The following is a 20385-nucleotide window of genomic DNA, read 5'->3' on the forward strand; positions in this document are numbered from 1 at the left end:
ACATGATCGTTGAATGTCGATGTGAGGTTCGAGGGGTTCCGGTGGAAGACCGGAAACACGTTATCTGAATCTGCATTCCCGGACACCGTTTCAAGAGCACGTGCCACGGGTGGCATCCGTTCACCGTCGGACGGCTTCCCCTCTCTCTCTCGGCCAATTGGTGGAACGACAAGCCGACTTTGGCAATTTCTGTCCGTATCACTCGCAGCAAGATCAAGGAGGAAGACTGTGCAGCGCACAGTACCGGCTCTCATGCCGGCCGTTACGCTAGCCGCAAGCCTTGTCGTCGCGACCCCGGTGGAGGCATCTGTGTCACGCCCGTGCCCGCTGATCTTCGGGCATGGCGGTTATCCGAGCGGCGCTCTGGGCGCCGACACCTGGAACCGAGACCAGGTGCGCCAGCCCAACAATCCCACTGCGATACGCAGATATAAGGGTTGGGGGGCCTCAGGCGTTGAGGCGGACCTGCAGTTGACCAGGGACGGCACCAAGGCTGTCATGTGGCATAACACCTCGACCTGGGGATTGAGCGGCCCAAAAGCGAACGTCAGCCAACTGTGGTGGGCTGCGGGTTCGAACAGACTCAAGGGGCGCACGATCACCCGCGGTATCTTCAAGGGCGAAACCGTCTACACCTTCCGCGAGTGGCTCGCCGCCATGCGCGCGAACAGAATGATCGGCCTGGTCGAGATCAAGCCGGAGGCCCGGCAGTCTCTGCTCAACCCGTCAGCTGTCACTCGTGAGCGCGCGTGGCGGGAAGTGCTGGATCCGGTCAAAGAGACCTATCGCTCACAGACGGTGATCCTCTACTCCCACTACCCGCAGTTGCTCGCCGAACTCAAGCGACGGGTGGCGGCAGCAGGGATGGAGTCCGTACTGGCCGGGCGTCCGAGCTGGCCCGACGTCACCGAATGGGAAGAGCCGCCGCCGTCATGGCGCCGTAACGTAGGCGCCTGGAAGCAGGCATTGGACAGGGGTGAATCCCGGATCGCCACCGATTACCCGCTTCAGCTCAAGAACTGGCTCAAGGGCAGATGTGGGTGGGGTTCGGGCGCTGGTGACGTCCTGCGCTGAGACGACGTCACGAGCACTCGTGTATTCACGCGGGAGTACGCATGGGCTCCCGTCAGCGGCTTAACTTAGCGGCCTTGCGTCTAGATTAGGTCCGGTTCAGAACCTTCAGGTCGGCTCAGACCCGTAACCACTCCAACGCCTGCTCATATCGAGCAATGACCTGCCGCTTGTCTTCCAGTACCACCGCCATGGCGCTGTTGCGGGACGAGCGGCCATCATCAGCGCGGTGCCGTCGGCGATGCGCAGCGCGCCGTACACCCAGGCCTTGTCTGGTCCTCGGGCATAGTACAGCGGCGCTTTGATCCGGCGGCCATCGGGCGACCAGGTTGGCCCGGGCGCGAAGGAGCGGGGAAGGATCGGCCCCGGCTCGTCGGTACACACCTCGACTGCGTCGGTGGGCGGATCGGTGTACAGGCCGACGATCATCGTTCTGACGGCGAACTCGGGGGGCTGATCGTCCGTCCTGCCCGACGGCCTTCCTGCGCTGGTGATCGCTGATGAGCCCGGTGACGCATAAGGCAGACAAGGCGCGGCCGCGCCCCACGACGGGTGGGCGCTGCGGCCGGGCGTGCAGGCTCGGTCATCCCATCAGTGGGCGCTGCATGAGCAGGGTGTCGATCCAGCGGTCGTGCTTGTAGCCGACGCCGGTCAGCCGACCTGCCTCAGCGAAGCCGAAGCGGCGGTGCAGTGCGGCGGAGGCGCCGTCGCCTGTGTCTGCAATGACGGCGATCATGTGGCGCATTCCGGCTTTGGCAGACTCCGTCAGGAGAGTGCCGAGCAATGCCTTGCCGAGCCCGCGTCCGAGGTGGCCGGGGGCGATGTAGATCGTGTCCTCGACGGTGTGCCGGTAGGCGGCTTTGGGACGCCAGGGACCGGCGTACGCGTAGCCGGCCACTTCGCCAGACAAGTCGGCGACGAGGAACGGCAGACCGCGTTCGGTGAGCTCTTCCAGCCAGCGCTGCCAGTCATCGAACGTGCGAGCCGTCTCGTCGAAGGTGGCCACGCTTTTGGTGACGTAGTGGGCGTTGATCTCGGTCACGACCTTCAAATCCTCGGATGCCGCAGCGCGGATGGTGGGCAGGCTTTCCACGAGAAGATCCTTTCTCTATAGAGAAAATCTATGCCATTATAGTGGAATGATCGACCTGGTCGCACTGGGGCAGCGTGTGCAGAAACTTAGGCATCAGCGCGGCATGACCCTTCAGCAGATGGCCGGCGCGGCCGACGTCAGCGTGAGCATGCTGTCCTCGGTCGAACGCGGCCATAAGGCGCCGACCGTGGTCGTGCTCGCCCGCATCGCCGATGGTCTCGGCGTGGCCCTCGCCGAACTGGTCGCCGCGCCGGAGGACCGCCGCGTCATCGTCCGCCGTGCCGCTGAGCAGGACACCGTCGAAGAGCCTGGCGGATGGCGCCGATCGATACTCACACCCGTAGTGCCCGGCGTGAACTTTGAGTGGATTCGTACCACCCTGCCCCCGGGCTGCGACGTCGGCCGGTTTCCGGCCTATGCTCAGGGCTCGCACGAGTACGTCGTGGTTGAGTCCGGCACGCTCCGGCTAGCCGTTGCGGATCAGACCGTCGAACTGAGCGAAGGAGACTCGGCCTACTTCGCCGCCGACGCCGAACACGGTTACGTCAACCCCGGCCTGGTCTCCTGCACGTACCATGTTGCCGCACTCATCATGCGTCCGCGCGTCGCCCGGTCGCACCCGTGACAAGGATCTGCCTAGCGCCGAATCTCAGGTCAAGCGGGCTCCCCAATCCGTTGAAGTGGAGGTCGGTACGGTGGATCCCGTCATCGCCGAGCAACTCGCCCGCCATTTCGACGACTCCTCACCGACTTGACCTACGCCGGCTCCCCACCCATGCCCGGCGCGCCTACCACGGCGACCTGATCGCCTTAGCCGCCGACCACGGCGAGGACATCGGTGCCCCCGTCTGCCGCGCCGGTTCGCGCGTTCCTGGCCGAGCTCATCGACCTGTCACCGGCCAGCCGTAAGCGCAAACGCGCCGCCGTCGCTTCCTTCGCCAAGTGGGCACGACCTCCTGCAGTCCAACCCGATGAACCGGATCGACCCCATCAAGGTGCCCAAAGAGCCCGCCGCGCCTGGCTGCGGCCGCCGAGTCGCCAGGTGCTGGCGGTGATCTGCTGACGGCGGCCGCGAAAGGACCTGCCGCAGGATCGGCTGCTATTCGAGAGGACCTATGTGTGTGGCGCCCGCGCCTCCGAAGTCTGTGAGCCTGTCGTGGAGGACCCCGACCTGCGCCTGGACGACGAACACGTCTGCATCCACGGCAAGGGCGCAGCGTACGTACCGTCCTGCTGGACGACCGCGGCTACGTCACCCTGTTCAAGCTCTACCTGGCCCGCGCCGGCTACCCAGCTGGGCCGCTGTTCCGCGCCTCCATCAACGGCTGCGGAGGACCCTGTCCTACGACGCCGCCCACCACCGCTGGCAGGGCTACCGCGCGCAGGCTGGCGTCGAGATCGACATCGATCAGCTGCGCCACGCCCATGCCACCGAACCTATCAACGCCGGCGTCTCCATCGAGGGCATCCGCGGCCACCGCCGTGTTCCTCACTTGCCGGATGTGCCCGCGCTCCATGAGCCCGCCCGAGTAGGACATCACCGTGGTGCCGGTCTGGAGCGTGCTCTCCCAGACGGTGTCCGGCCTACGGTGACACGTGACACTGCTAGGCAGGCTCATCTCGGCCGGAAGCGACTGGAGAAGAGAGGCGGATTGTCGTTGGACCGCGGCGTGAAGTGCGGCATTCCCTTGGTCGCGGCGCCGGAGGCATGGTAGATCGCCGTCATTTCGGCGAGGTCGTCGCGGCGTGCTCGGGAACCGGCGTTGAGGCGACCAGCTCGGGTGTGCCGCAGACCTTGAGCCAACCGGGTCGCGTGCCGTGTCGCCGGTGCGGGGAAAAGCCACAGGGCTGCTGAGCAGGATGACCTCGTCGGCCAGGTGGCTGGCGACGAGCAATGGGGTCTCGCACTCGACCACCATCCACGTCCCCGATTCCCGACGGGAGACTACCGGCAGGACTACCGGCCTTCGCCGTGTCCCGAAGCTCTTGTTACGGTACGGTGAGCGGTTCGGCATGGTACGCGCTGTGCAGCAGTTCCACGAAGGACGGCGCTTCGGGCAGCGGCACCGTGCCAATCCGGTGCACCGCGATGCCCGGCGTCCACGAGTTCATGACCACCCCGCCGGACAGGTCCGGCAGGTCGGTGGGCGTGATCTTCCGGACGAGCTGAGGGACCCCGAGGCGGTCCAGTTGCCTCCTGACGATGCCCATCATCGTGCCGCCCAACATCTCGGCCTCTGGCCACACCACAGCGGTGCCATCCCAGAAGGCCAGATTCCAGATCGTGGCCTCACTGAACCGGCCGGCGCGGTCAACGAAGGCAGCGTCGTGGAAGCCCTGGCTGACGGCCTGGCGCAGGTAGTACGTCTTCGCCACTTCGCCGACATGCTTGAGGGCCGCGAGCGTCCGCTCGTGCTCGACCACTGCCAGCGCCAGAGGTCCCGCCGGGCCGGACGAGGCAGGCCCGGTACGGATAAGCACGTCGAGTCCGAGGTCGTCCCCGGCAGCGGTGAACTCGCCGGCCGGTGAGTACACCGTCGCCGTCAGCGAGACATCAGCGGGGCCCGCCTCGATCGCGGCCCGCAGGTGGGAACGAACCCGGTCGTCGGGCAGCGCCTGACCGAACAGCACCATCGAAGCGCCGCGCAGGCGCTCCAGGTGGAGGTCGAGACCCCGGATCCGGCCCTCGCGCACCTGCGTCGCGGTGAAGTGGGCGTAGCCGGCGAACGCCAGCGGTGCCAGGTCTGCGGTGGTCGCCGGCCGGCCGTTGCGTTGCACGGTGAAAAAGGTCATGGTCACTCCAGTGGTAGAGGCCGCCGCGAGCGGAGGGACCACTCGCAGCAGGTATGTCAGAACAGGTTGAACAGGCGGTTCCGGCACCACCCATCACTGCTTCATCGCAGGGATGATGCGGTGATCGCGCTGGGCGGCCACGTTGTGCAGGTCAGCGGTCGCGATCACGCGCAGGGTGGGCAACTCGGCGGCGGCCTGCTCAGGGGTGAAGACGTTCAGCGGCCATCGGCCGACAGTCCCGCCCTGCAGGTGGGGATGATGGGATCCGGCACCGTAGAAGGCGTGCAGGCGGACGGCTGCGATGCCGGCCAGTCGCTGCTCGGGCCAGGACAACTCCCACAACGCTTCCAATCCCCGCTCGGCGGTGCGGCGCACGCCGGAGGCGGTGATCTGTCCGGTGCCCAGGAGCAGGGGGCCGTTCAGCTCCTCCAGCGCCTGCCAGGCGTACGGGTCCAGTAGCGGCACCGTACACAAGAAGAGCACGTCCTTACCCGGCCGGTCGCGCACGGTCGGGGCGGGGGCGTGGCCGTGAGTACGCTCGCGCAAGTCGGCGAAGTGCCGCATGAGCACAGCGACATGAGCGGGGACGCTCATCGCGGGATCGTGAATCCGAAGTCCTCCACAGCAGATTTCAAGACGAGCAGGAACATGGAGATTTTCATCATGATCGTCCCATCGTGGGTGGTGTCGGGATTGGACGTGTCCAGAATCAATGGTTGAGAATGTCCGCATCAAGACCGAGGTCGTCCAGGTTCGGTGAGCCTGGCTCACCGATGGGGGCGGGCGCGATGGAACGGCATGAGATCGAGACGTTCCTGACGCTGGCCGAGGAACTTCACTTCCGGCGCACCGCCGAACGGCTCGGGCTGGCCCAAGGCCGCGTCAGCCAGATCATCAAGAAGCTGGAACGCCGGATCGGCGCCTCCCTCTTCGACCGCACCAGCCGCCGCGTTGCGCTCACCCCGATCGGGCAGCAGCTCCACGACGGCCTGCTCCCCGCACACCGGCAGATCCAGCGGGTGGTCGACCAGGCACGCAGCGCCGCACGTGGCTTTACCGGCCCGATCCGGGTCGGCTTCTCCGCCTCGTGGTCAGGCGAGGCCGTCATCAAGGCCGCCGACCTCTTCCAAGATCGCCATCCCGACGCTGAGGTGCACATCAGGGAAGTGCAGCTCAACGACCCATTGGGACCGATGCGCGCCGACGAGGTCGATCTGCAGCTCACCGAGTTCCCCATTCGCGAGCCCGACATCACTGTCGGAGCCGTGGTGTTCACCGAACCGCGCGGGCTCATGGTCCCGGCGCGACATCCGTTCGCAGAACGCCTCTCAGTGTCGGTGGAGGACCTCACCCAGACCACGCTGATCCCCATGACCGGCGAGCACATCCCGCAGTACTGGCTGGACGCCATGTACCCCCGCCGGACCCCGTCCGGGCTCCCCATCCCGCACGGCCCGGGCGCCACTTACTGGCAGGAGACGCTCTCGCTGGTCGGTGCGGGCAAGGGCGTCTCACCCGCGTCTCTCCGGGCGGCGCAGTACTTCTCACATCCGGGCGTCGTGATGGTCCCCTTCCACGACGCGCCACCGATCGAGTACGGGCTGCTGTGGCGGGCCAGCCGCGAGACCGCCCGAGTCCGCGCGTTCGCCGAGATCATTCGCCAGGCCGCGGCGTCGGTCCAACCCGCCGCTTGCCCGCCCAAGCGACGATGAGCCGGAGCTGCTCGCTAGGAAGGGAGCCGGGCTCTGTTCGGGAGAATCACCGCTGAGCCGTGACGGGCCGGCCACAGCGGGGAATGCGGTCGACCGTCCCTCGGAGACGTCACAGGCCATCTCGATCAACTGTCCGTGCCGGCACCCTCCAACTCCTGCCGAAGGGTGCGCTGGACGTGCGCCATGGCCTCCAGGCTGGCGGGTTCGGCGAACCGGAGACCCAACTCGTCAGCGGAGACTTCCTCGACCCGTTCGTGCAACCACCACGGATGCCCCCTGTACATCACATACGCGAGCCACGCGCTCGCCGAAGGCGATCAGAGTCGGCTAGGGCGCCACTCGGGGCTGTGGCTGCCAAGAACTCGGCCGCCCTAGGCGACTTGCGGGGTATTCGTGGATCAGCCCGCCGAGGCGGTCATGTCGGATGACCTTGATATTGCCCTCGACCGGGTTGGGAAGGGCTCGCAGCAGAGCAGTCTGGCCCAGGGGCGATGTGGGCGGTGCTCATTGAAGTGGGTCTCGTAGGCAGCCAGTACGCATCGTAAGTGGCGAGCATTGACGGCGAGGAATCAACACTAAATACCAGTCCCACCTGCTCAATTCCTGCCTGGCTCAGACCGGACTCGCTCTCGACACCCCGGCAAGCAGGGCACCAACCCAGCGCATTTAACCGTTGTAACGCCACTATGCCGACGGCCTGGGCGACGCCTTGGATGCTCGGCCATAGATCCCTCCTTCTAGGACATCCATGCGAAATGCCAGCTCTGAGCAAGCGTAGGACTCTAGAGTTTCTGAACGGCGTCCACAACATCCCGATGATTCCGCAAGGACGCCCTAGCCATCACCGAAAGGAAGCACTTGTGTATCCGAAGAACAGTCGGATTAGTCATGGCCGGTGTGGCTCTGGCCTCCACCTGGCTGAAAGTCGGTGTCCCATCAGCCAGTGCGGTAGACCCCACGCGGCATCGGCTACTTCAGGGGCGGCGTCTAGGCCATCAACGGGGATGCCGCCGGGCATGGCATGATCGAGGTCAACTATTAACTCCGGCTCCGAAAGAGCTGCGCCTTACCTTACGGTACGGCAGTTTCGCCAACGCGGAGAACTGCACGACAGCGGCGATCAAGCCTTCCGGTGGCACTTCAGTAGAGGACCACGGATGGTGCGAGTTCTACGCTGGTCAGGTGTACACCAAGGCTCCGGGCAAATGCATCCACGTTTATGGCACGGTCGGCGGTGCAGGTCGCTGGCTGCGAAGCGTCCACCGGATGACCACTCGCTGTGCGTGAACCTGACCAAGCAAGCCACATCACAGCGCGATAGTCCAGTCATGCCCCAGGGCGGGCGACCCGCAGGAACGTATGCCGCGCTGTGTCAGGTCAGGCCCCAGACGTTGGCAGGGGTTTGAGTAACCGCTCCGTGCGTTGGTGGCTTCCAGTGAATTCCCCGCATCAAGGCCAGGATCGGCGTAGTTGTCGTCGGAGTCCAGCGCAACGCGATCAGTAGGGAGACGATTTCAGCCCGCCGACCGCAACCAGATCCATCACTCGACTCGCACCACTCTCTCGCCGAAACGAAGTGATACTGCGCCACGCGTCAGAGGTATTTATACACACGGACACAACCAAGAAGGACATTCATGTCTAGAAGCATCACAATGAGCGTCATCGTGGGATTTCTCGCCGCTGCCGGCCTTACCGTGGGCAGCGCCTCCGCGTCGCAGGCGGCTGCCAGCGTCTCGCCCGAGGCGGCCTGTGGCTCGGGGTACTCTCGGGTGAGCGACGGGACTCGCGAGATCAAGTCGGGCAGTGCCGTGTACGGCCGTGCCTACCTGCTTTACAACAACTCGACCGGCAAGAACTGCCTTGCTGTCATCAAGAGCGCCAACACTCGCGTGAGCACCTATGTTAAGGCCACCCTCACCGTCCAGGGATCGGGCGGCAAGAGCGTGTCCGGCAACGCCAAGTCCTACGTGACGGTCACTCGCTTGGCCACGGGCAAGTGCGTGATGTACTCCGGCGAGATCCACAACGTCGGAGGGACCAAAGCGGCGCGCGGCGGGCGTTCCTATTGGGGTAACTGCGGCTGACGCAACATAGAGTCCCATTGTTGTGGCGTCCGCACGGGATTGCTTGCAGGAGCTTCGGTGGGGTCTCACGTGAGTTGCCCTCTCTGCTTGACCCCTTCGAGGGGCGGGGCGATTAGGAACATCGCCCCGCCCCTCCAGTCATCGAGGGCCTGCTGCCTGGTGTTCCGGGTCCCGAGCGAACCGACAGCGCCACCAATGAGCCCGACAGGGAATCGATGGCAGGCCTCGGCAGAGTAGGTCTCGAAAGAGAACCGGCCAGGACTCTTCGACGAGCCGGCACCCTGGTCGCGGACGGAGTTCATCCTGGATGTGCTCGACCTGAAGGCGTTCTTGGCGCGCCGATTCAGTGCACGTCCGCCCGAAGTCCGCTACGTGAGGTACTTCCTGGCCACCCATCCGTGGACGAACAGTCACCGTAGTCGCCGAACTTGCCGCGAACGCCACTCAAGCCTTCCGGCTCCGGCAACGATGAGACTTTCACCGTTCGGGTAGCGCACATCGGGGAGCTGTTCACATCGAGGTCAGCAACGCGAGCGGGTCCGATCTGCCGCATGGACAGCTCCCACCAGAGGCCGGCGTCGCGATCGCTGGAGGTGTGGGGCCTGAATAAGCAGTCGTGTATGTGATCTGCAGATTCACAGCAACGCTGAATCCCCGACGTTTCGATTGAGTGATCGCCCATCCTATGTGACTGCCCGCTCAAGTGATGACAGCCAGCATCTGCACAACCGCGAGGGGCCGCAGGCCATCGCGTGGATCGACGTTTTCGAGCCTCATGGGTGGAACCTGGAGGAGGAAGGTTCAGCCGCCAAGTCCTCTCCGAGCTTCAGCAGGTGGGAGCGGCCATTGATCAGGGCTACCTGCGGCGCGATGTCAACCACTCCCGCTCCTGAGATGTGGGAATGTACGTCAGGTCGCCGTGCCGCCGAAACCAGGCAGGAGTATCTGCCAGGCCCTTGGTGAGGACCGAATCTTCCTCGACGCCCGCGGCTGCCAATTTGTTCACGTTGAGTGTCAGTTCCGCGTCACGGAATGGGAAGTAGTCACGTGGACGGACCGAAGTATCCGTGACCATCGCCAGCCGAGGCGCAACCTCCGCCACATGTCCCAAAATGTGCAGGTATTCGAGGAATGAGTAGGTGGTGTGCTCTCCCACGTTATACACATCCGGTACGAGTCGTCCCTCGCATGCGGTGACGACAATGCGCGCCAGCATCCTGGCGTCGACGAACTGGATGCGGGTGCTGCCGTCCCCTGGGACGAAAACTGGTCGGCCGGAGAGCATGCGTGCCCAGGGAAGCAGCTCCCGCTGCTCAGCGTTGCGAGGTCCGTAGACATAAGGGGGGCGCAGGATCGTCAGGGCACCAGGGGGAAGCGGTCACGCAGCAACGCTTCGCAGGCGGCTTTCGCCTCCCCGTAGCCGTCCCAGATCGCATCGCCATCAGCCCTATCCTTCTCCGAAAAGGGGGATCGGCGGACAGCTGATTGTGGACCGCAGCCGGGCTGATGTAGACATAGCGCAGGCTCTCCCGCTGTGGGAGCGCGCGAATCACATTTGAGATGTGCACAGGTTCGGTCCCCGACACATCCACGACGGCATCGTAGGAGGCGGCACCGAGTGCTTGACGCATCTGTACCGCGTCATTCCGGTCGGCGAACAACTGCATCAGCCTGCTGTCCCACAGCGGCTGAGTAGTCCGGTTGAGTACGAACACCTCGTGATCGCGCAACAAGACCTCGACGACGGTGCGGCCCACGAAACGGGTGCCACCCAGAACTAGAATTTTCATACCCGCTCAAATCTTGTCAATTCCGGGCCGGGCAGCGACATTACATGATACTTCCGGGCAAGAACATATCGAGGGCCGGAAGGCTTCAATGAAGGCAGGGAATCGTTGGCCTCGCGTTCGCTCGCGCACTGGGCGGAGCCTGAGTATCGTGCCGGATCATTGGCGGTCCATGGACATACCGTCGCCTTCCGCTATGCGTGAGCGCTTTTCATCCTGCGTAGCGGCCCTCTTCGATGAGTTGCAGGACGAGGATGGCCTGCACGATGGTGGTGGCGCGGTGCGGGCAGCAGCGCAGGCGGGTCAGGACTTTCCAGGTCTTCAAGGTGGCGACGGCGCGTTCGCCGCAGGCGCGGATGCGGGCGTGTGCGCGGTTGACCGAGCGCTGATGGCGTGACAGCGGTGGCCGCAGTCGATGGCCTTTGAACGGCGTGCGGATGCTGCCGCCTGCGCCTTGGTATCCCTTGTCGGCGAAGGTCTGTACGCCTGTGGTGGTCAGCGCGTCGATCAGGCCGGTGGCGCGTGCCGCGGTCAAGTCATGCGTGGCGCCGGGCATCGCAGGTGAGGCCCAGACGAGGCGGCCGGCCGGATCGGCCAGGACCTGCACGTTCACGCCGTGGCATCGGTGTTTGCCGGAGTAGTACGGCCGTTCGTCGGCCAGCCGGTCGATCGGGATCAGGGTGCCGTCCAGGATGGCGTAGGCCAGCCGGCCGGCGCGTAAGGCGGCGGCGTGCACATCGTCGGCGAGCATGGCGAGCAGGTCGGTCGCCTCACGGACGTAGCGCCAGGCGGTGCTGGTGCCGATGGCGAAGCCCGAGGCCAGACGCGCGTAGGTGTCGCCGTTGCGCAGATGGGCGAGCACGAGCAGGGCTTGCCGGGATGGGTCCAGGCGCCGCCACCGGCAGCGGCGCTCGGCACGCCGGGCGCGGATCAGTTCGGCCAGCCGGATCAGGGTGTGATTGGACAGCGGAATCGCGGCAGGGTAAGACAGCAACGAGGCTCTCCGGTAGAGGCATCGGATCTTGGTCGACTGCTGTCTTACCGAGAGCCTCTTCTCATGCCAACCCGTCCTCGCGCCGCCCCCGCTGACCAGCGCGATCAGGTTGGAAAAGCCTCCGTGTACATCTGCGCGATCCTCGCCCCCGCCGACAGCCTCGGCAACGACCGCCCCGGCGACCATGGACCACGAACGGCGGCGACGGCGGGGGAGTGGACGGTCGCGCGGTCGGCATGTGCCTGGGCGTCCACCAGTGTCATGCCAGATTTCCAGAGCGACGAACCCGCTGACCAGTTCGCGAGGCCGCGCGATCGCCTGATGCGACCGAGCGCGACACCCCGTCTCCACCTCGCCGGTACGGTCGCCAGAGGCCGGCGTGCTCCACAGGAGGTCATCGGCGACAAACCTACGCGGGGCCGGGATGGCGCCGGCCTCCTCATGTACGGGCCTCGTTCTGTTCAGACACAACCGGTGCCAAGTTTCTGTGGGAGAGCACCGCGGCGATCCCCACGAGCCACCCGAAGAAGATGCCGACTCCGATCCCCTCGGCGAAGAGCGGCGGGTAGTAGCCCCAGGAGATCTGCTCAACGTCTGGATCTGTTCCTACGGCGTTGAAGATCGCTTCGCGTAGCAACCCGACGCCACCACAAGCGAGCACCGCGCAGCTCCAGCCGAGGGCGAAGACACCCGCACCGGCGCGACGCGGCCGGACGGCGCGCAGCGCCGATCCCAGTGTCAGCACCACCAGCAGAACGTAGGCCGCCTGAAGCACGAACAGCCCAACAAGGTCCCAACCGCCCCACACCCACGTCCCCCTACCCGGATCGGTCATCCGCGAGTAACTGAGGGGATCGGGGAAGAAGGCCAGATCTTTGGGATGATCCAACACGAACAGCGTCAGCGTCAGCATGAGCAGCACGAGGGGAGCCGCGGCGATCGCGGCCGTCTTGTACGTCCTGCATGTTTTGCGACGGTCCGCCGCAGCGGGCGTAGCCTCGCGCAACGCCGTCAGGCGGTAGAGCGCGGCTGCCACGAGCGCACCCACCCACGCCCACAGGAGAATCCATACCGGCCCGAACTCTGCCAGGTTCAGGAACATGGCCTCCAGATAGCGGCTGGGTATTGCGTTCTGAAACGTGAAGAGGGGCACCCCCGCGCCTACGCCGAGCGCGGTGCAGCCCCAGCCGAGCAGTGCGACCCCGAAGGTGCCGCCCGTGGAACGTATGGCACGGAGGCCGAGCACCAGCGGCGTGAACACGCCGGCCACGGTTACGGCAAGCCCCAGCGCCGCCCACACAGACCCGGAGACGGCAACTCCCGGCGGAAATGCCTGCTGGGTGATGATGAGGAAGTACGGATACTCACTCGCGTGGATGAGATATCCGCGGAGGTCCTTGTACGAATGTTCATGCGACACCATCAGATTCAGCAGGACCTGGAGACAGGCCACCGCGATCGCCGTTGGGGCGGCGATCGCCATGGTCCGCCCCCAGCCGACGGGTAGCTCCTCCGGCTTCGCCGCACGTGGCGTGGGGTGGCCGGCCGAGGAGGGCTGGGGCTCAGGTGAGAGCATCGTGGCTCTCCTTTCACTTCTGTGAACGACGTCACGACCAACAGGTGAGCGGTCAGACCAGTCCGACGGTCGTCGGACACTGGCTGTGGACCATGGCGATCGCGCCAGGAGCCGGAGCAGCCGTAAGTAGCCGCAAGTACAGGTCCTCATCGATGTCTTCGATGAAGGGCACGGGCAGCCGATCCGAGACGGTGTCCGTAATGTCCCCAGAGCGCGGGACGCGGTCGCGACCACGGCGCTGAGATCGTTCGAGGCCTGGTCCTCGAACGCTTCCGCTTCGCCGGCGACCGTGCATTGGTACCCCAGCCCCGGCGGGCGGCGACTTCAGAGGCCCGCGACGAATCGAAGGCCCATCCGGGGGAGGCCTTCCCCTGTCAGCGATCGTCCGTCCTACGAACCGGATCGATGGCGACTCGGAAGACGTACCGCAACCACCGATACCGCGAACTCCGGACAAGCCCCTGCTCGCTGTGCTCGGCTCACACCAGTTTGCGCGCGTCCAGCACCACCAACCAGCGATCGGTCCCAGCCGGGTCACCGGGCATGGAGGTGACCACCACCCGTGTTCCCGCCGACCGACTCGGCCGATGCTCCCGACTCGACGCGCCGGCCCCGCATGTGCCCGCAGCGATTGCCGAGGGTCCAGCATCCGCCCTTCGGTGATGACGACCAGTTCTTCAGCCTGGCCGTGTGTCAAGTCACGGTCCCTCGGTCGCCGCTTGCTCGGGCGAGGCTTCCCGGTATCCGTCAGCTTCATGCGATCCGGTCGCGCTGCCCGAAGTAGCGCAAGCGGTCGCTCATCAGGTACGCCAGAAACTTCATGGCGTCGGGCTTGCCCGTCTTGTCTGTGCTGACGACCGTGACGATGAGGTAGCTCTTCGACCAGACTGGCAGCACTCTTCCGTAGTAGCCATGGATGTAGGAAGTTTTCCAGGTGAACGCCCGGTCGGTGCGGCGGCCCTGCAGGAGGCGTGTGGCGGTGCTCTTGGCGTCCTGCTCGGTGGGGAACGACGCCATGATCTGGAGGATCTTGACGTGTCCGCTCTTAGCCGAGTAGGCGAGCTGGACCGCCCGCTCGCAATCGTGGTCGGCCAGTACGCCCTCGGCGTCCAGGGGGTCGCACGATTCGTACGTCCACCCGGCGACCTTGCGCGCGCTGAACGTCGCGCTGTCTCGCGCATGGTCCCAATCCTGGAACTCCTCATGAACGAGCGGAGTGCTGGCGCCTCCCCGACCAGGGGTGGTCGGAGACGGCACGGGACTCGGTGGGGAGAGCGTCGCCAGAGCGGAGGGAGGGGTGGACGGTGGTGGTTGCATGGTCGGCGCGGTGCTCGGGAAGGCGGGCGCCAGGGCTTGACGTTGCTCGTTCACGTAGACGTATGCGCCGATCGCTCCGCCACCTAACAGCAGCACGACCACGCCTACGACCAGGGTGACGATCACTACCGTGTTGTTCCGCTTCTTCTTCTGGGGAGCGGGTGGCATGAGCGGGTAGGGGCCGGGCCCAAAGCGCTGCATCATGGGCGGGCGAGAGCCGGGCTGCCCGGCGCCTCAAGGGTTCTGAGATGGGGCATGCCGCTGGCCGCCCTCGCCTCATCCAGGCTGCCGAACGCCTTGCGCCACAGGCCGTAGCCGGTGAAGCGCCGCCGGACGAGCAAGTACTCCATGATCTGGCTCCGTACACTTTCTCATTGATGTCAACACTTGCCGGTCACGACTGTCTCGTCCTCCGTGGGCGGCGAAGTAGCAGGAATGCGACAAGCCAGCACAGTGAGGCCACGCCGAGCCCGATGCCGCCGAAGAACAGGTATTGGCCGTCAATCGGGGGATTGGTGCCTGGTTGATCGGTCGGCCCTCCGTCGAAGAAGTCCTTCCCGTTGTACGGCGCGGCTGCGGCTTCGGCGCCTTTCATCGAGCCGGCCGCCCGTACTGCGGCCGCCGCATTGACCAGTCCGAAGCCGAGGAAGATGGTGTATCCGTTCGGTGGTTTGCGCGCTGTGGTCGTGAGGATCTGACGGACCTGGCCGGGAGACAGGTCCGGATTACGCGACAACATCAGCGCCACGACGCCGGCGGTCAGCGCGCAAGCGGGCGAAGTCCCTTGGACGGGGCGCAGACCGCCCTTGATGTCGGCGCTGTAGATCTCCGTTCCGGGAGCGGCGACCGTGTTGTAGGCGTGTACCTGGGAGAACTGCGCTCTGCGGCCCTCACGCGACATGGCGGCCACCGCGATGATTCCCGGGTAGGCCGCTGGATAGGACACTGTGTTGTTCGCGTCGGTGTCCATGCGGTCGGTTGAGCCGCCGTTGCCCGCCGCGGCGATGAGGACTACTCCCTTGCCCAGAGCGTAGTTGACGGCGGCCGCCACATCGTGTTCGTAGTCGCGCAGGCCTTCCCACTCGTCCGAGCCGATGGACATGGAGACGATGTCGGCCCCCTGGTCAGCGGCGTACCTGATGGCCCGGGGCAGGGCCGTCACGGCTCTCATGGTCTGCGCGTCCGCCTTGCCTGTCTCGTAGAACTTGCGGATGGCTTCAATTTGCCGCTCCCGAGCCGGGTCCTCGTTCTCCCAGAGGGCTCGCACGGACAGGACGCGCGCCTCGGGCGCGACGGACAGCACGTTGTACGCCATGGCGGTGCCGTGCCCGCCCCAGTACGACTGGCCGGGCTTCGCGCCTCCGCCGATGAGGTCCGGGCCTTGAATGACGCGCCCCCGCAGTGCCGGATGCCGATCGACGACTCCGGTGTCGAGAACGGCGACCTTTACTCCCTTGCCCCGCGCACTGCGGTGCGCTTCGGGTACATCCATGACATCGGCCTCCCACCCGCGGGCACTTTCGGCCTGCACGGGGGCGGTCACGCCCAGGATGAGGGCGGCCGCGCACGCCATCGCGCTGCTTCTCATGGCGCGTCTCACGCCTGTGCCGCCCGGCTTTCGCGGACAAGCTGGGCGGCAACCTCTTGGGCCAGCCCCACCGCGGAGTAACCCCAGGGGGAGCGGTCCGCCCGCTGATCCCAGTCCCTCTTCCCCCACGGAAAGGGGAGTTTGCCGGCTTTGCGGCCGTCGGCGGGGCCCGCGGTCACTGCGACGAACACGGGCGTGTGGCGGTCGAGACAGAACGTGCCTCCGCTTCCTGCGCGCGCGGCGTCCTTCCATTGGGTGCCGCGGGCTGGCAGCGCGCGTACGCCGTAGTCGGCCTCGTTGCTCTGGGCCTCCTCCAGGATGTGCTCGAGCTCCTTCACGCCGTCGGTGTCCTTGAAGGTCACAATGGCGACGGTCGCGGCCGTTCCACCGCTGACGTCGAGGTAGGTGGCGCGGACCGCAGACCGGCAACCGTGTGCGGCGGCCAGCTCACCGAGTTGTCCACTCAGCGCTCTACCGCAGGCCGTCTCTTCAGAGACCGCCATCCGGCGCCAGCCCCGCCCATCCTGCGGCCGCCGCTCCCTCGCGTGCGCCTCCCGGATGCCCATCATGTCCGGGAACAACCTCTCGACCGGGACATTCCGCCACAGATTCGCTGAATACTCATGGTTGCGGACCACCTGTTTACTGTTGGCCATGGCCTTCAACGTGATCGCGCCGCCAGCCAACGCGGGCAGGCAGCCGAACGCGCCGATGAGCACGCCGGCAACGACTCTTGCTGGGCTGCGCATGGGCCGGGGGGACCGAGCCGGACGGAGCAGAGGCGTCCCTGCATGTTGCGGTCCGGGCGGATAGGCCATATCGAGGAACTCCTGCCACGTTACTTCCGGGAATCATTTTCGTTCGTCGACATGCATCGCGAGGCGACATCTGATCGCCTAGGAAATGGTTGGAAATGCTAGCCAAAGCCTCTGAGGTCCAGCCAGCGAGAAACAGGCCAGAAATCCCACTCTTCCAGCCAGCACGCCTTCATGCTTACTTCTGAACGTAGGTTCGGAGTTCGAGTCCCGACGCCTATCTTTCTGAATCTTCCGAGCCTTCCTCTGAATTCAGAGAGTGATCGCCCGCTCCCGGACTTGGACAGACACCGACCTACGCGCTGGCGGTGGCCGAATCCGTGGGCTTTCTGGCATTGCGCCGGAAAGCGTCCGACCTCAAGCTGTTCCCGTGTTCTTTCCGCCGTCTAATGACGTCTTGCGGAACAGCGTGAAGAGCGCGAGGAACAACGGTGGCGAGCGATTCCGCCCGAGGCTTCGAGGAGTTCGGTAGTGAAGCAGTGGATCATGAAGTGCACCGCAGCCCTAGCCGTATCGATGGCGTTCACGGCTGGCGCGCAGGTCGCACCTCAGAACCTGGCGCACGCCGCCGCCGGGTTTGTGGCTGTGCCCCAGGCGGGTAGTGCTGCCATCCCCCCGCTGGCGCATACGCTGCCGTTCAAGGGGCAGTACATGATCAAAAGAAACCACTGCGCCCCAGCCGCGGCGCAGATGATCCTGTCGACCTTCGGCATCAAGGTTGACCAGGCTACTCTGGCCAAGAAGATGGGGACCACCACCTCGGGCACCTCGTGGGAAGGTTCCATGAACACGCTCAACGCGTACGTCAAGCCCCGGGGCTACAAGTTCACTCTGGCCACGGATGTCACCAAGCGGCCGCTGACCCTGATGAGCCGCTTGTCCCACGACATTGGTGTCCTCCGCCGGGCAACCGATCTCGCGGTATGGCCGGAGAAGCTGCCCTGGAACAAGGGCAAGGAATTCCCCGGCAACACCGGTCACCTGATTGTTGCCTACGGCTACAACAGCGTGAAGGGCACGGTCACCATTTTCGACCCCTCGAAGCCGACCGGTGGCAGGCACACCATCGCCGTGACGACGCTCGCCGGCGCGTTCCAGACGGGCTTCGGCATGCGCGACATCTCGCGTCTCTGAACTTGAGCGGGCCGCCCGCTCGCGCACACCATGCGGGTGCCGACAGGTCAACCGGTCAGGTCAAGCCGCCGTCTGGTTCTCTCACGGGAGGCCGCCGGGTCAGGGAGTCGCCGGAATCTTCCGGGGAGGGCATGAGAGCGTCAGACGCCCGCCACACCGTGCTGTGCCCAGTTCGGACGTGCCCTCCCTCTCGGCGACGTGCCTCAGCCCGCCACGTCCGCCAGACGTTGGGAACAGTGGCCGTGCGACTGCACCCGCCATTTCTCCGCTCAGCCCGGCCTGGACGAGGCTGTCGTCCGTGAGCTGGCTTCGTTGCGTTCCTGGACGGCGCCACCGACGTGGTCTTCATCGGGCGGCCCAGCGTCGGCAAGACCATGATCGCCATCGGCCTGGCCGGGCACCGCACCCACTTCACCACCTGTGACGACCTCATCCGGCGCTTGAAGCGTGTCCTGGCCGAGCACCGCTTGGGATTGTCCTGAAGCCGGCAGAGTCACGGGCAGGAAAACTAGCCGAAGGGGATGCCGTCGAAGGTGCCCGACAGAGACGGGTGGGTGGAGAAGGCCGTCCAGATCAGCGTCACCTCGTGAGTGCGCCCGCCGTTCTCGGCGCGGAGCGTGGCGGTGGCGCGACCGTCCGGGGCGAGCTTGATTGGGCCGCTGACCCGCAGGTCGCGTACGAATTGAGCCTTGTCCAGGGTGATGTCCTGGTCGAAGGCGACCTGGCCGCCGCGCAGTCCCGGCTCGTGCTGCATCGTTGCGTACAGGTAGCCATTGGGGTTGCGGCGGGCGGTGGCGTCCGCCGCGGTAGCGAAGGTGGCCGCGAGGATCTGCCGCTGGACGGTGCTGAGGTTGTGGGCCGGTTGTGGCGGTACGTCTGCGATCTTCTGGGGGAAGGCGCCGATGGCGCGGTAGTTCTCGCCGGTGCATTTCTGGTCACGGACCTGCTTGGTGGTCAGGAAGGTACGCAGCGTGCCCCGTACGCAATCGCCCAACGGTCCTGGACGGAAGGACATCGCATGCCACCCGAACGGGACCCGGACGACAGTGGCGTTCGGGAAGGCCCGCAGCGAACGCTCCACTTCGGCGGGGCTGTTGCTGACGTCGAAATCCCCCGCCATCACCAAGACGGGCACCTTGGGCAGCGCCTGCCCAGGCGGGCGGGGCGGGCTGTGGCGTGGAGTCGGCCAGTTGATGCACCACTCCAGGCCGCTGACGCCGGTGGAGACAAGGTCCGCGATCTGATACGGCGCCAGCGGACGTACCTGTTTGTTGTACCGCTCGGCTTGTTCCTCACGTTCGGACGCCGAGGCCAGCCGGTCGAACGGGAAGGCGCCGTCGCCGCAGCGATAGGCCAGGTATCCGGCAGGATTCGGGTGGATGCCCGGCGGAGAGGTGTTGGGCCCCAATCGGGCTAGGCGACGCAGCGGAGCCGGGTCGCCGCGCAGGTAAGCGGCCGCGGCCGCGTTGATCTCTCGGCCGAGCACCGGCTCCTCCGGGATTCTCATCGTGAAGGTCCGATACAGCGTCACCTCCGGGTCCGGCCTTTCCCGCAGCCGGTTCACCAGCCGTGTCCAGGTGCCGGAGGCGCTGCCCGGCAAGGCGTCGCACGCCTTCGACTGCTCGCAGAGTTGATCGAGATAGTGGAGCTGGGAGCGATACTGCCAGCTCGCGTACCCGTTGGGCTCTACGACCGTGGTGCTGTCCAGGAACACCGCGTCCAGGCTGTGGGGGTACCGGGCCGCGTATGCCTGGGCGTACAGGGTGCCGTAGGAGTTGCCGAAGAAGCTGACCTTGCCCAGGCCGAGCGCTCGCCGTATCGCGTCGAGATCGTGTGACGCCTGGTCGGCGGTGAAGTAGGCGCCCTGCGATCCCACGCTTCTGGCACAGGCGGCGACGGTCTCGGGCTTGAAGAAATCGACCCCCTCACACGGCGGCGGCGAGGACTTCCCGAGCCCGCGCGGGTCCATGACCAGGAGATTCTTTCGCGTGAGCACGGGCCCGAGAGTCTTTTGTAGGTCGGGCACGGTTGGCAGAGCCGCCAGCGGCCCGCCACGATTGGCCACTACCGTCCCGTCGGCGTCCTTGGCCGGGATCCAAGTGAAGGCCACGGAGAGCCGTTTGGAGGAAGCATTCTCCCAGTCGAGGGGGACGTCGATGGTGCCGTCACAGGGGGTGCTCGCGTTCGCGCACTTATGCAGGCCGGTCGGAGGGGTCGGTGTGCCGGGCAGCAGAGCCGCGGTCAGTACGAGTCCCAGGGCTTTTGCGATCATGCCTCCAAGCTTGGTTTCCCGTGCTCAAGATTTCTTCGGCCTCTTGAAGGATTCCGTCTGGGAGCCTGCTCCCAGACGGAACCAGCGACCGTGAGATGATCTCGGCGCAACATCCCCTGGTGACGGCAAGGGCGGATCACGATGAT

19 protein-coding genes are annotated in these 20385 nt (G+C 65.7%); 6 read left to right on the forward strand and 13 right to left on the reverse strand.

Going from position 1 to position 20385, the window contains the following annotated elements; all coding sequences use genetic code 11:
• Positions 1 to 228 precede the first annotated feature (228 nt).
• Positions 229 to 1074, forward strand: coding sequence for a glycerophosphodiester phosphodiesterase (locus HD593_RS08580; protein ID WP_185101659.1), 846 nt, complete (start codon positions 229 to 231; stop codon positions 1072 to 1074).
• Between the two features lie 105 nt (positions 1075 to 1179).
• Here the strand turns inward: HD593_RS08580 and HD593_RS08585 are convergent, their stop codons facing one another.
• Positions 1180 to 1500: a hypothetical protein gene (locus tag HD593_RS08585; RefSeq protein WP_185101660.1), complete on the reverse strand. Its 321-nt coding sequence runs from the start codon at positions 1498 to 1500 to the stop codon at positions 1180 to 1182.
• Between the two features lie 154 nt (positions 1501 to 1654).
• Entirely contained in the window at positions 1655 to 2164 is a 510-nt protein-coding gene (locus HD593_RS08590; RefSeq protein ID WP_185101661.1) for a GNAT family N-acetyltransferase, read from the reverse strand.
• Between the two features lie 46 nt (positions 2165 to 2210).
• Here HD593_RS08590 and HD593_RS08595 point away from each other — a divergent pair, with 46 nt between their 5' ends.
• Entirely contained in the window at positions 2211 to 2789 is a 579-nt protein-coding gene (locus HD593_RS08595; protein WP_185101662.1) for a helix-turn-helix domain-containing protein, read from the forward strand.
• A 1364-nt stretch (positions 2790 to 4153) separates the two neighbouring features.
• On the opposite strand, the gene HD593_RS08600 is transcribed toward HD593_RS08595, so the two are convergent.
• A complete protein-coding gene (locus HD593_RS08600; RefSeq protein WP_185101663.1) occupies positions 4154 to 4957 on the reverse strand; it encodes an aminotransferase class IV family protein in 804 nt (267 codons plus the stop codon).
• A gap of 93 nt (positions 4958 to 5050) precedes the next feature.
• Complete coding sequence (locus HD593_RS08605) at positions 5051 to 5551, reverse strand: hypothetical protein (protein WP_185101664.1); 501 nt, start codon at positions 5549 to 5551, stop codon at positions 5051 to 5053.
• A gap of 194 nt (positions 5552 to 5745) precedes the next feature.
• On the opposite strand from HD593_RS08605, the gene HD593_RS08610 reads away from it, so the two are divergent.
• Positions 5746 to 6669, forward strand: a complete 924-nt coding sequence (locus HD593_RS08610; RefSeq protein ID WP_185101665.1) for a LysR family transcriptional regulator — start codon at positions 5746 to 5748, stop codon at positions 6667 to 6669.
• A gap of 1655 nt (positions 6670 to 8324) precedes the next feature.
• Positions 8325 to 8756, forward strand: a complete 432-nt coding sequence (locus HD593_RS08615; RefSeq protein ID WP_185101666.1) for a hypothetical protein — start codon at positions 8325 to 8327, stop codon at positions 8754 to 8756.
• Between the two features lie 856 nt (positions 8757 to 9612).
• On the opposite strand, the gene HD593_RS08620 is transcribed toward HD593_RS08615, so the two are convergent.
• The 8 genes from HD593_RS08620 to HD593_RS08650 form a co-directional block, all read right to left on the reverse strand.
• A complete protein-coding gene (locus HD593_RS08620) occupies positions 9613 to 10116 on the reverse strand; it encodes an NAD-dependent epimerase/dehydratase family protein (protein ID WP_185111730.1) in 504 nt (167 codons plus the stop codon).
• Positions 10070 to 10546, reverse strand: a complete 477-nt coding sequence (locus HD593_RS65020; protein WP_350668420.1) for an NAD-dependent epimerase/dehydratase family protein — start codon at positions 10544 to 10546, stop codon at positions 10070 to 10072. Before HD593_RS65020 ends, HD593_RS08620 begins: the two co-directional genes overlap by 47 nt.
• Positions 10547 to 10754: 208 nt before the next feature.
• Complete coding sequence (locus tag HD593_RS08625; RefSeq protein ID WP_185101767.1) at positions 10755 to 11537, reverse strand: transposase family protein; 783 nt, start codon at positions 11535 to 11537, stop codon at positions 10755 to 10757.
• 439 nt (positions 11538 to 11976) lie between these two features.
• Complete coding sequence (locus HD593_RS08630) at positions 11977 to 13020, reverse strand: hypothetical protein (RefSeq protein WP_185101667.1); 1044 nt, start codon at positions 13018 to 13020, stop codon at positions 11977 to 11979.
• An 846-nt stretch (positions 13021 to 13866) separates the two neighbouring features.
• Positions 13867 to 14634 (reverse strand): hypothetical protein, encoded by a 768-nt coding sequence (locus HD593_RS08635; RefSeq protein WP_185101668.1) that lies wholly within the window; start codon positions 14632 to 14634, stop codon positions 13867 to 13869.
• Positions 14631 to 14780, reverse strand: coding sequence for a hypothetical protein (locus HD593_RS08640; protein WP_185101669.1), 150 nt, complete (start codon positions 14778 to 14780; stop codon positions 14631 to 14633). The genes HD593_RS08635 and HD593_RS08640 overlap by 4 nt, the downstream gene beginning before the upstream one ends.
• Positions 14781 to 14824: 44 nt before the next feature.
• Entirely contained in the window at positions 14825 to 16018 is a 1194-nt protein-coding gene (locus tag HD593_RS08645) for a S8 family serine peptidase (RefSeq protein WP_185101670.1), read from the reverse strand.
• Between the two features lie 8 nt (positions 16019 to 16026).
• Positions 16027 to 16737: a hypothetical protein gene (locus tag HD593_RS08650; RefSeq protein WP_185101671.1), complete on the reverse strand. Its 711-nt coding sequence runs from the start codon at positions 16735 to 16737 to the stop codon at positions 16027 to 16029.
• A 567-nt stretch (positions 16738 to 17304) separates the two neighbouring features.
• On the opposite strand from HD593_RS08650, the gene HD593_RS08655 reads away from it, so the two are divergent.
• Both HD593_RS08655 and HD593_RS08660 read left to right on the forward strand, forming a co-directional pair.
• The gene (locus HD593_RS08655; protein ID WP_185101672.1) at positions 17305 to 17967 is read left to right on the forward strand and encodes a C39 family peptidase; all 663 of its coding nucleotides are present in this window, start codon (positions 17305 to 17307) and stop codon (positions 17965 to 17967) included.
• 320 nt (positions 17968 to 18287) lie between these two features.
• Positions 18288 to 18449, forward strand: coding sequence for an ATP-binding protein (locus tag HD593_RS08660; RefSeq protein ID WP_246547741.1), 162 nt, complete (start codon positions 18288 to 18290; stop codon positions 18447 to 18449).
• Between the two features lie 26 nt (positions 18450 to 18475).
• On the opposite strand, the gene HD593_RS08665 is transcribed toward HD593_RS08660, so the two are convergent.
• Positions 18476 to 20239: an alpha/beta fold hydrolase gene (locus HD593_RS08665; RefSeq protein WP_185101674.1), complete on the reverse strand. Its 1764-nt coding sequence runs from the start codon at positions 20237 to 20239 to the stop codon at positions 18476 to 18478.
• Positions 20240 to 20385 lie beyond the last annotated feature (146 nt).

Source organism: Nonomuraea rubra (assembly GCF_014207985.1).
Lineage (GTDB): Bacteria > Actinomycetota > Actinomycetes > Streptosporangiales > Streptosporangiaceae > Nonomuraea > Nonomuraea rubra.

Bases quoted from the DNA above. Each gene is read 5' to 3' on its own strand.
- HD593_RS08615 (WP_185101666.1), top strand. From the start codon at position 8,325: ATGAGCGTCATCGTGGGATTTCTCGCCGCTGCCGGCCTTACCGTGGGC.
- HD593_RS08595 (WP_185101662.1), top strand. From the start codon at position 2,211: ATGATCGACCTGGTCGCACTGGGGCAGCGTGTGCAGAAACTTAGGCAT.
- HD593_RS08645 (WP_185101670.1), bottom strand. From the start codon at position 16,018: ATGAGAAGCAGCGCGATGGCGTGCGCGGCCGCCCTCATCCTGGGCGTG.
- HD593_RS08630 (WP_185101667.1), bottom strand. From the start codon at position 13,020: ATGGCGATCGCCGCCCCAACGGCGATCGCGGTGGCCTGTCTCCAGGTC.
- HD593_RS08610 (WP_185101665.1), top strand. From the start codon at position 5,746: ATGGAACGGCATGAGATCGAGACGTTCCTGACGCTGGCCGAGGAACTT.
- HD593_RS65020 (WP_350668420.1), bottom strand. From the start codon at position 10,546: ATGAAAATTCTAGTTCTGGGTGGCACCCGTTTCGTGGGCCGCACCGTC.
- HD593_RS08665 (WP_185101674.1), bottom strand. From the start codon at position 20,239: ATGATCGCAAAAGCCCTGGGACTCGTACTGACCGCGGCTCTGCTGCCC.
- HD593_RS08605 (WP_185101664.1), bottom strand. From the start codon at position 5,551: ATGAGCGTCCCCGCTCATGTCGCTGTGCTCATGCGGCACTTCGCCGAC.
- HD593_RS08635 (WP_185101668.1), bottom strand. From the start codon at position 14,634: ATGATGCAGCGCTTTGGGCCCGGCCCCTACCCGCTCATGCCACCCGCT.
- HD593_RS08600 (WP_185101663.1), bottom strand. From the start codon at position 4,957: ATGACCTTTTTCACCGTGCAACGCAACGGCCGGCCGGCGACCACCGCA.
- HD593_RS08585 (WP_185101660.1), bottom strand. From the start codon at position 1,500: ATGATCGTCGGCCTGTACACCGATCCGCCCACCGACGCAGTCGAGGTG.
- HD593_RS08640 (WP_185101669.1), bottom strand. From the start codon at position 14,780: ATGGAGTACTTGCTCGTCCGGCGGCGCTTCACCGGCTACGGCCTGTGG.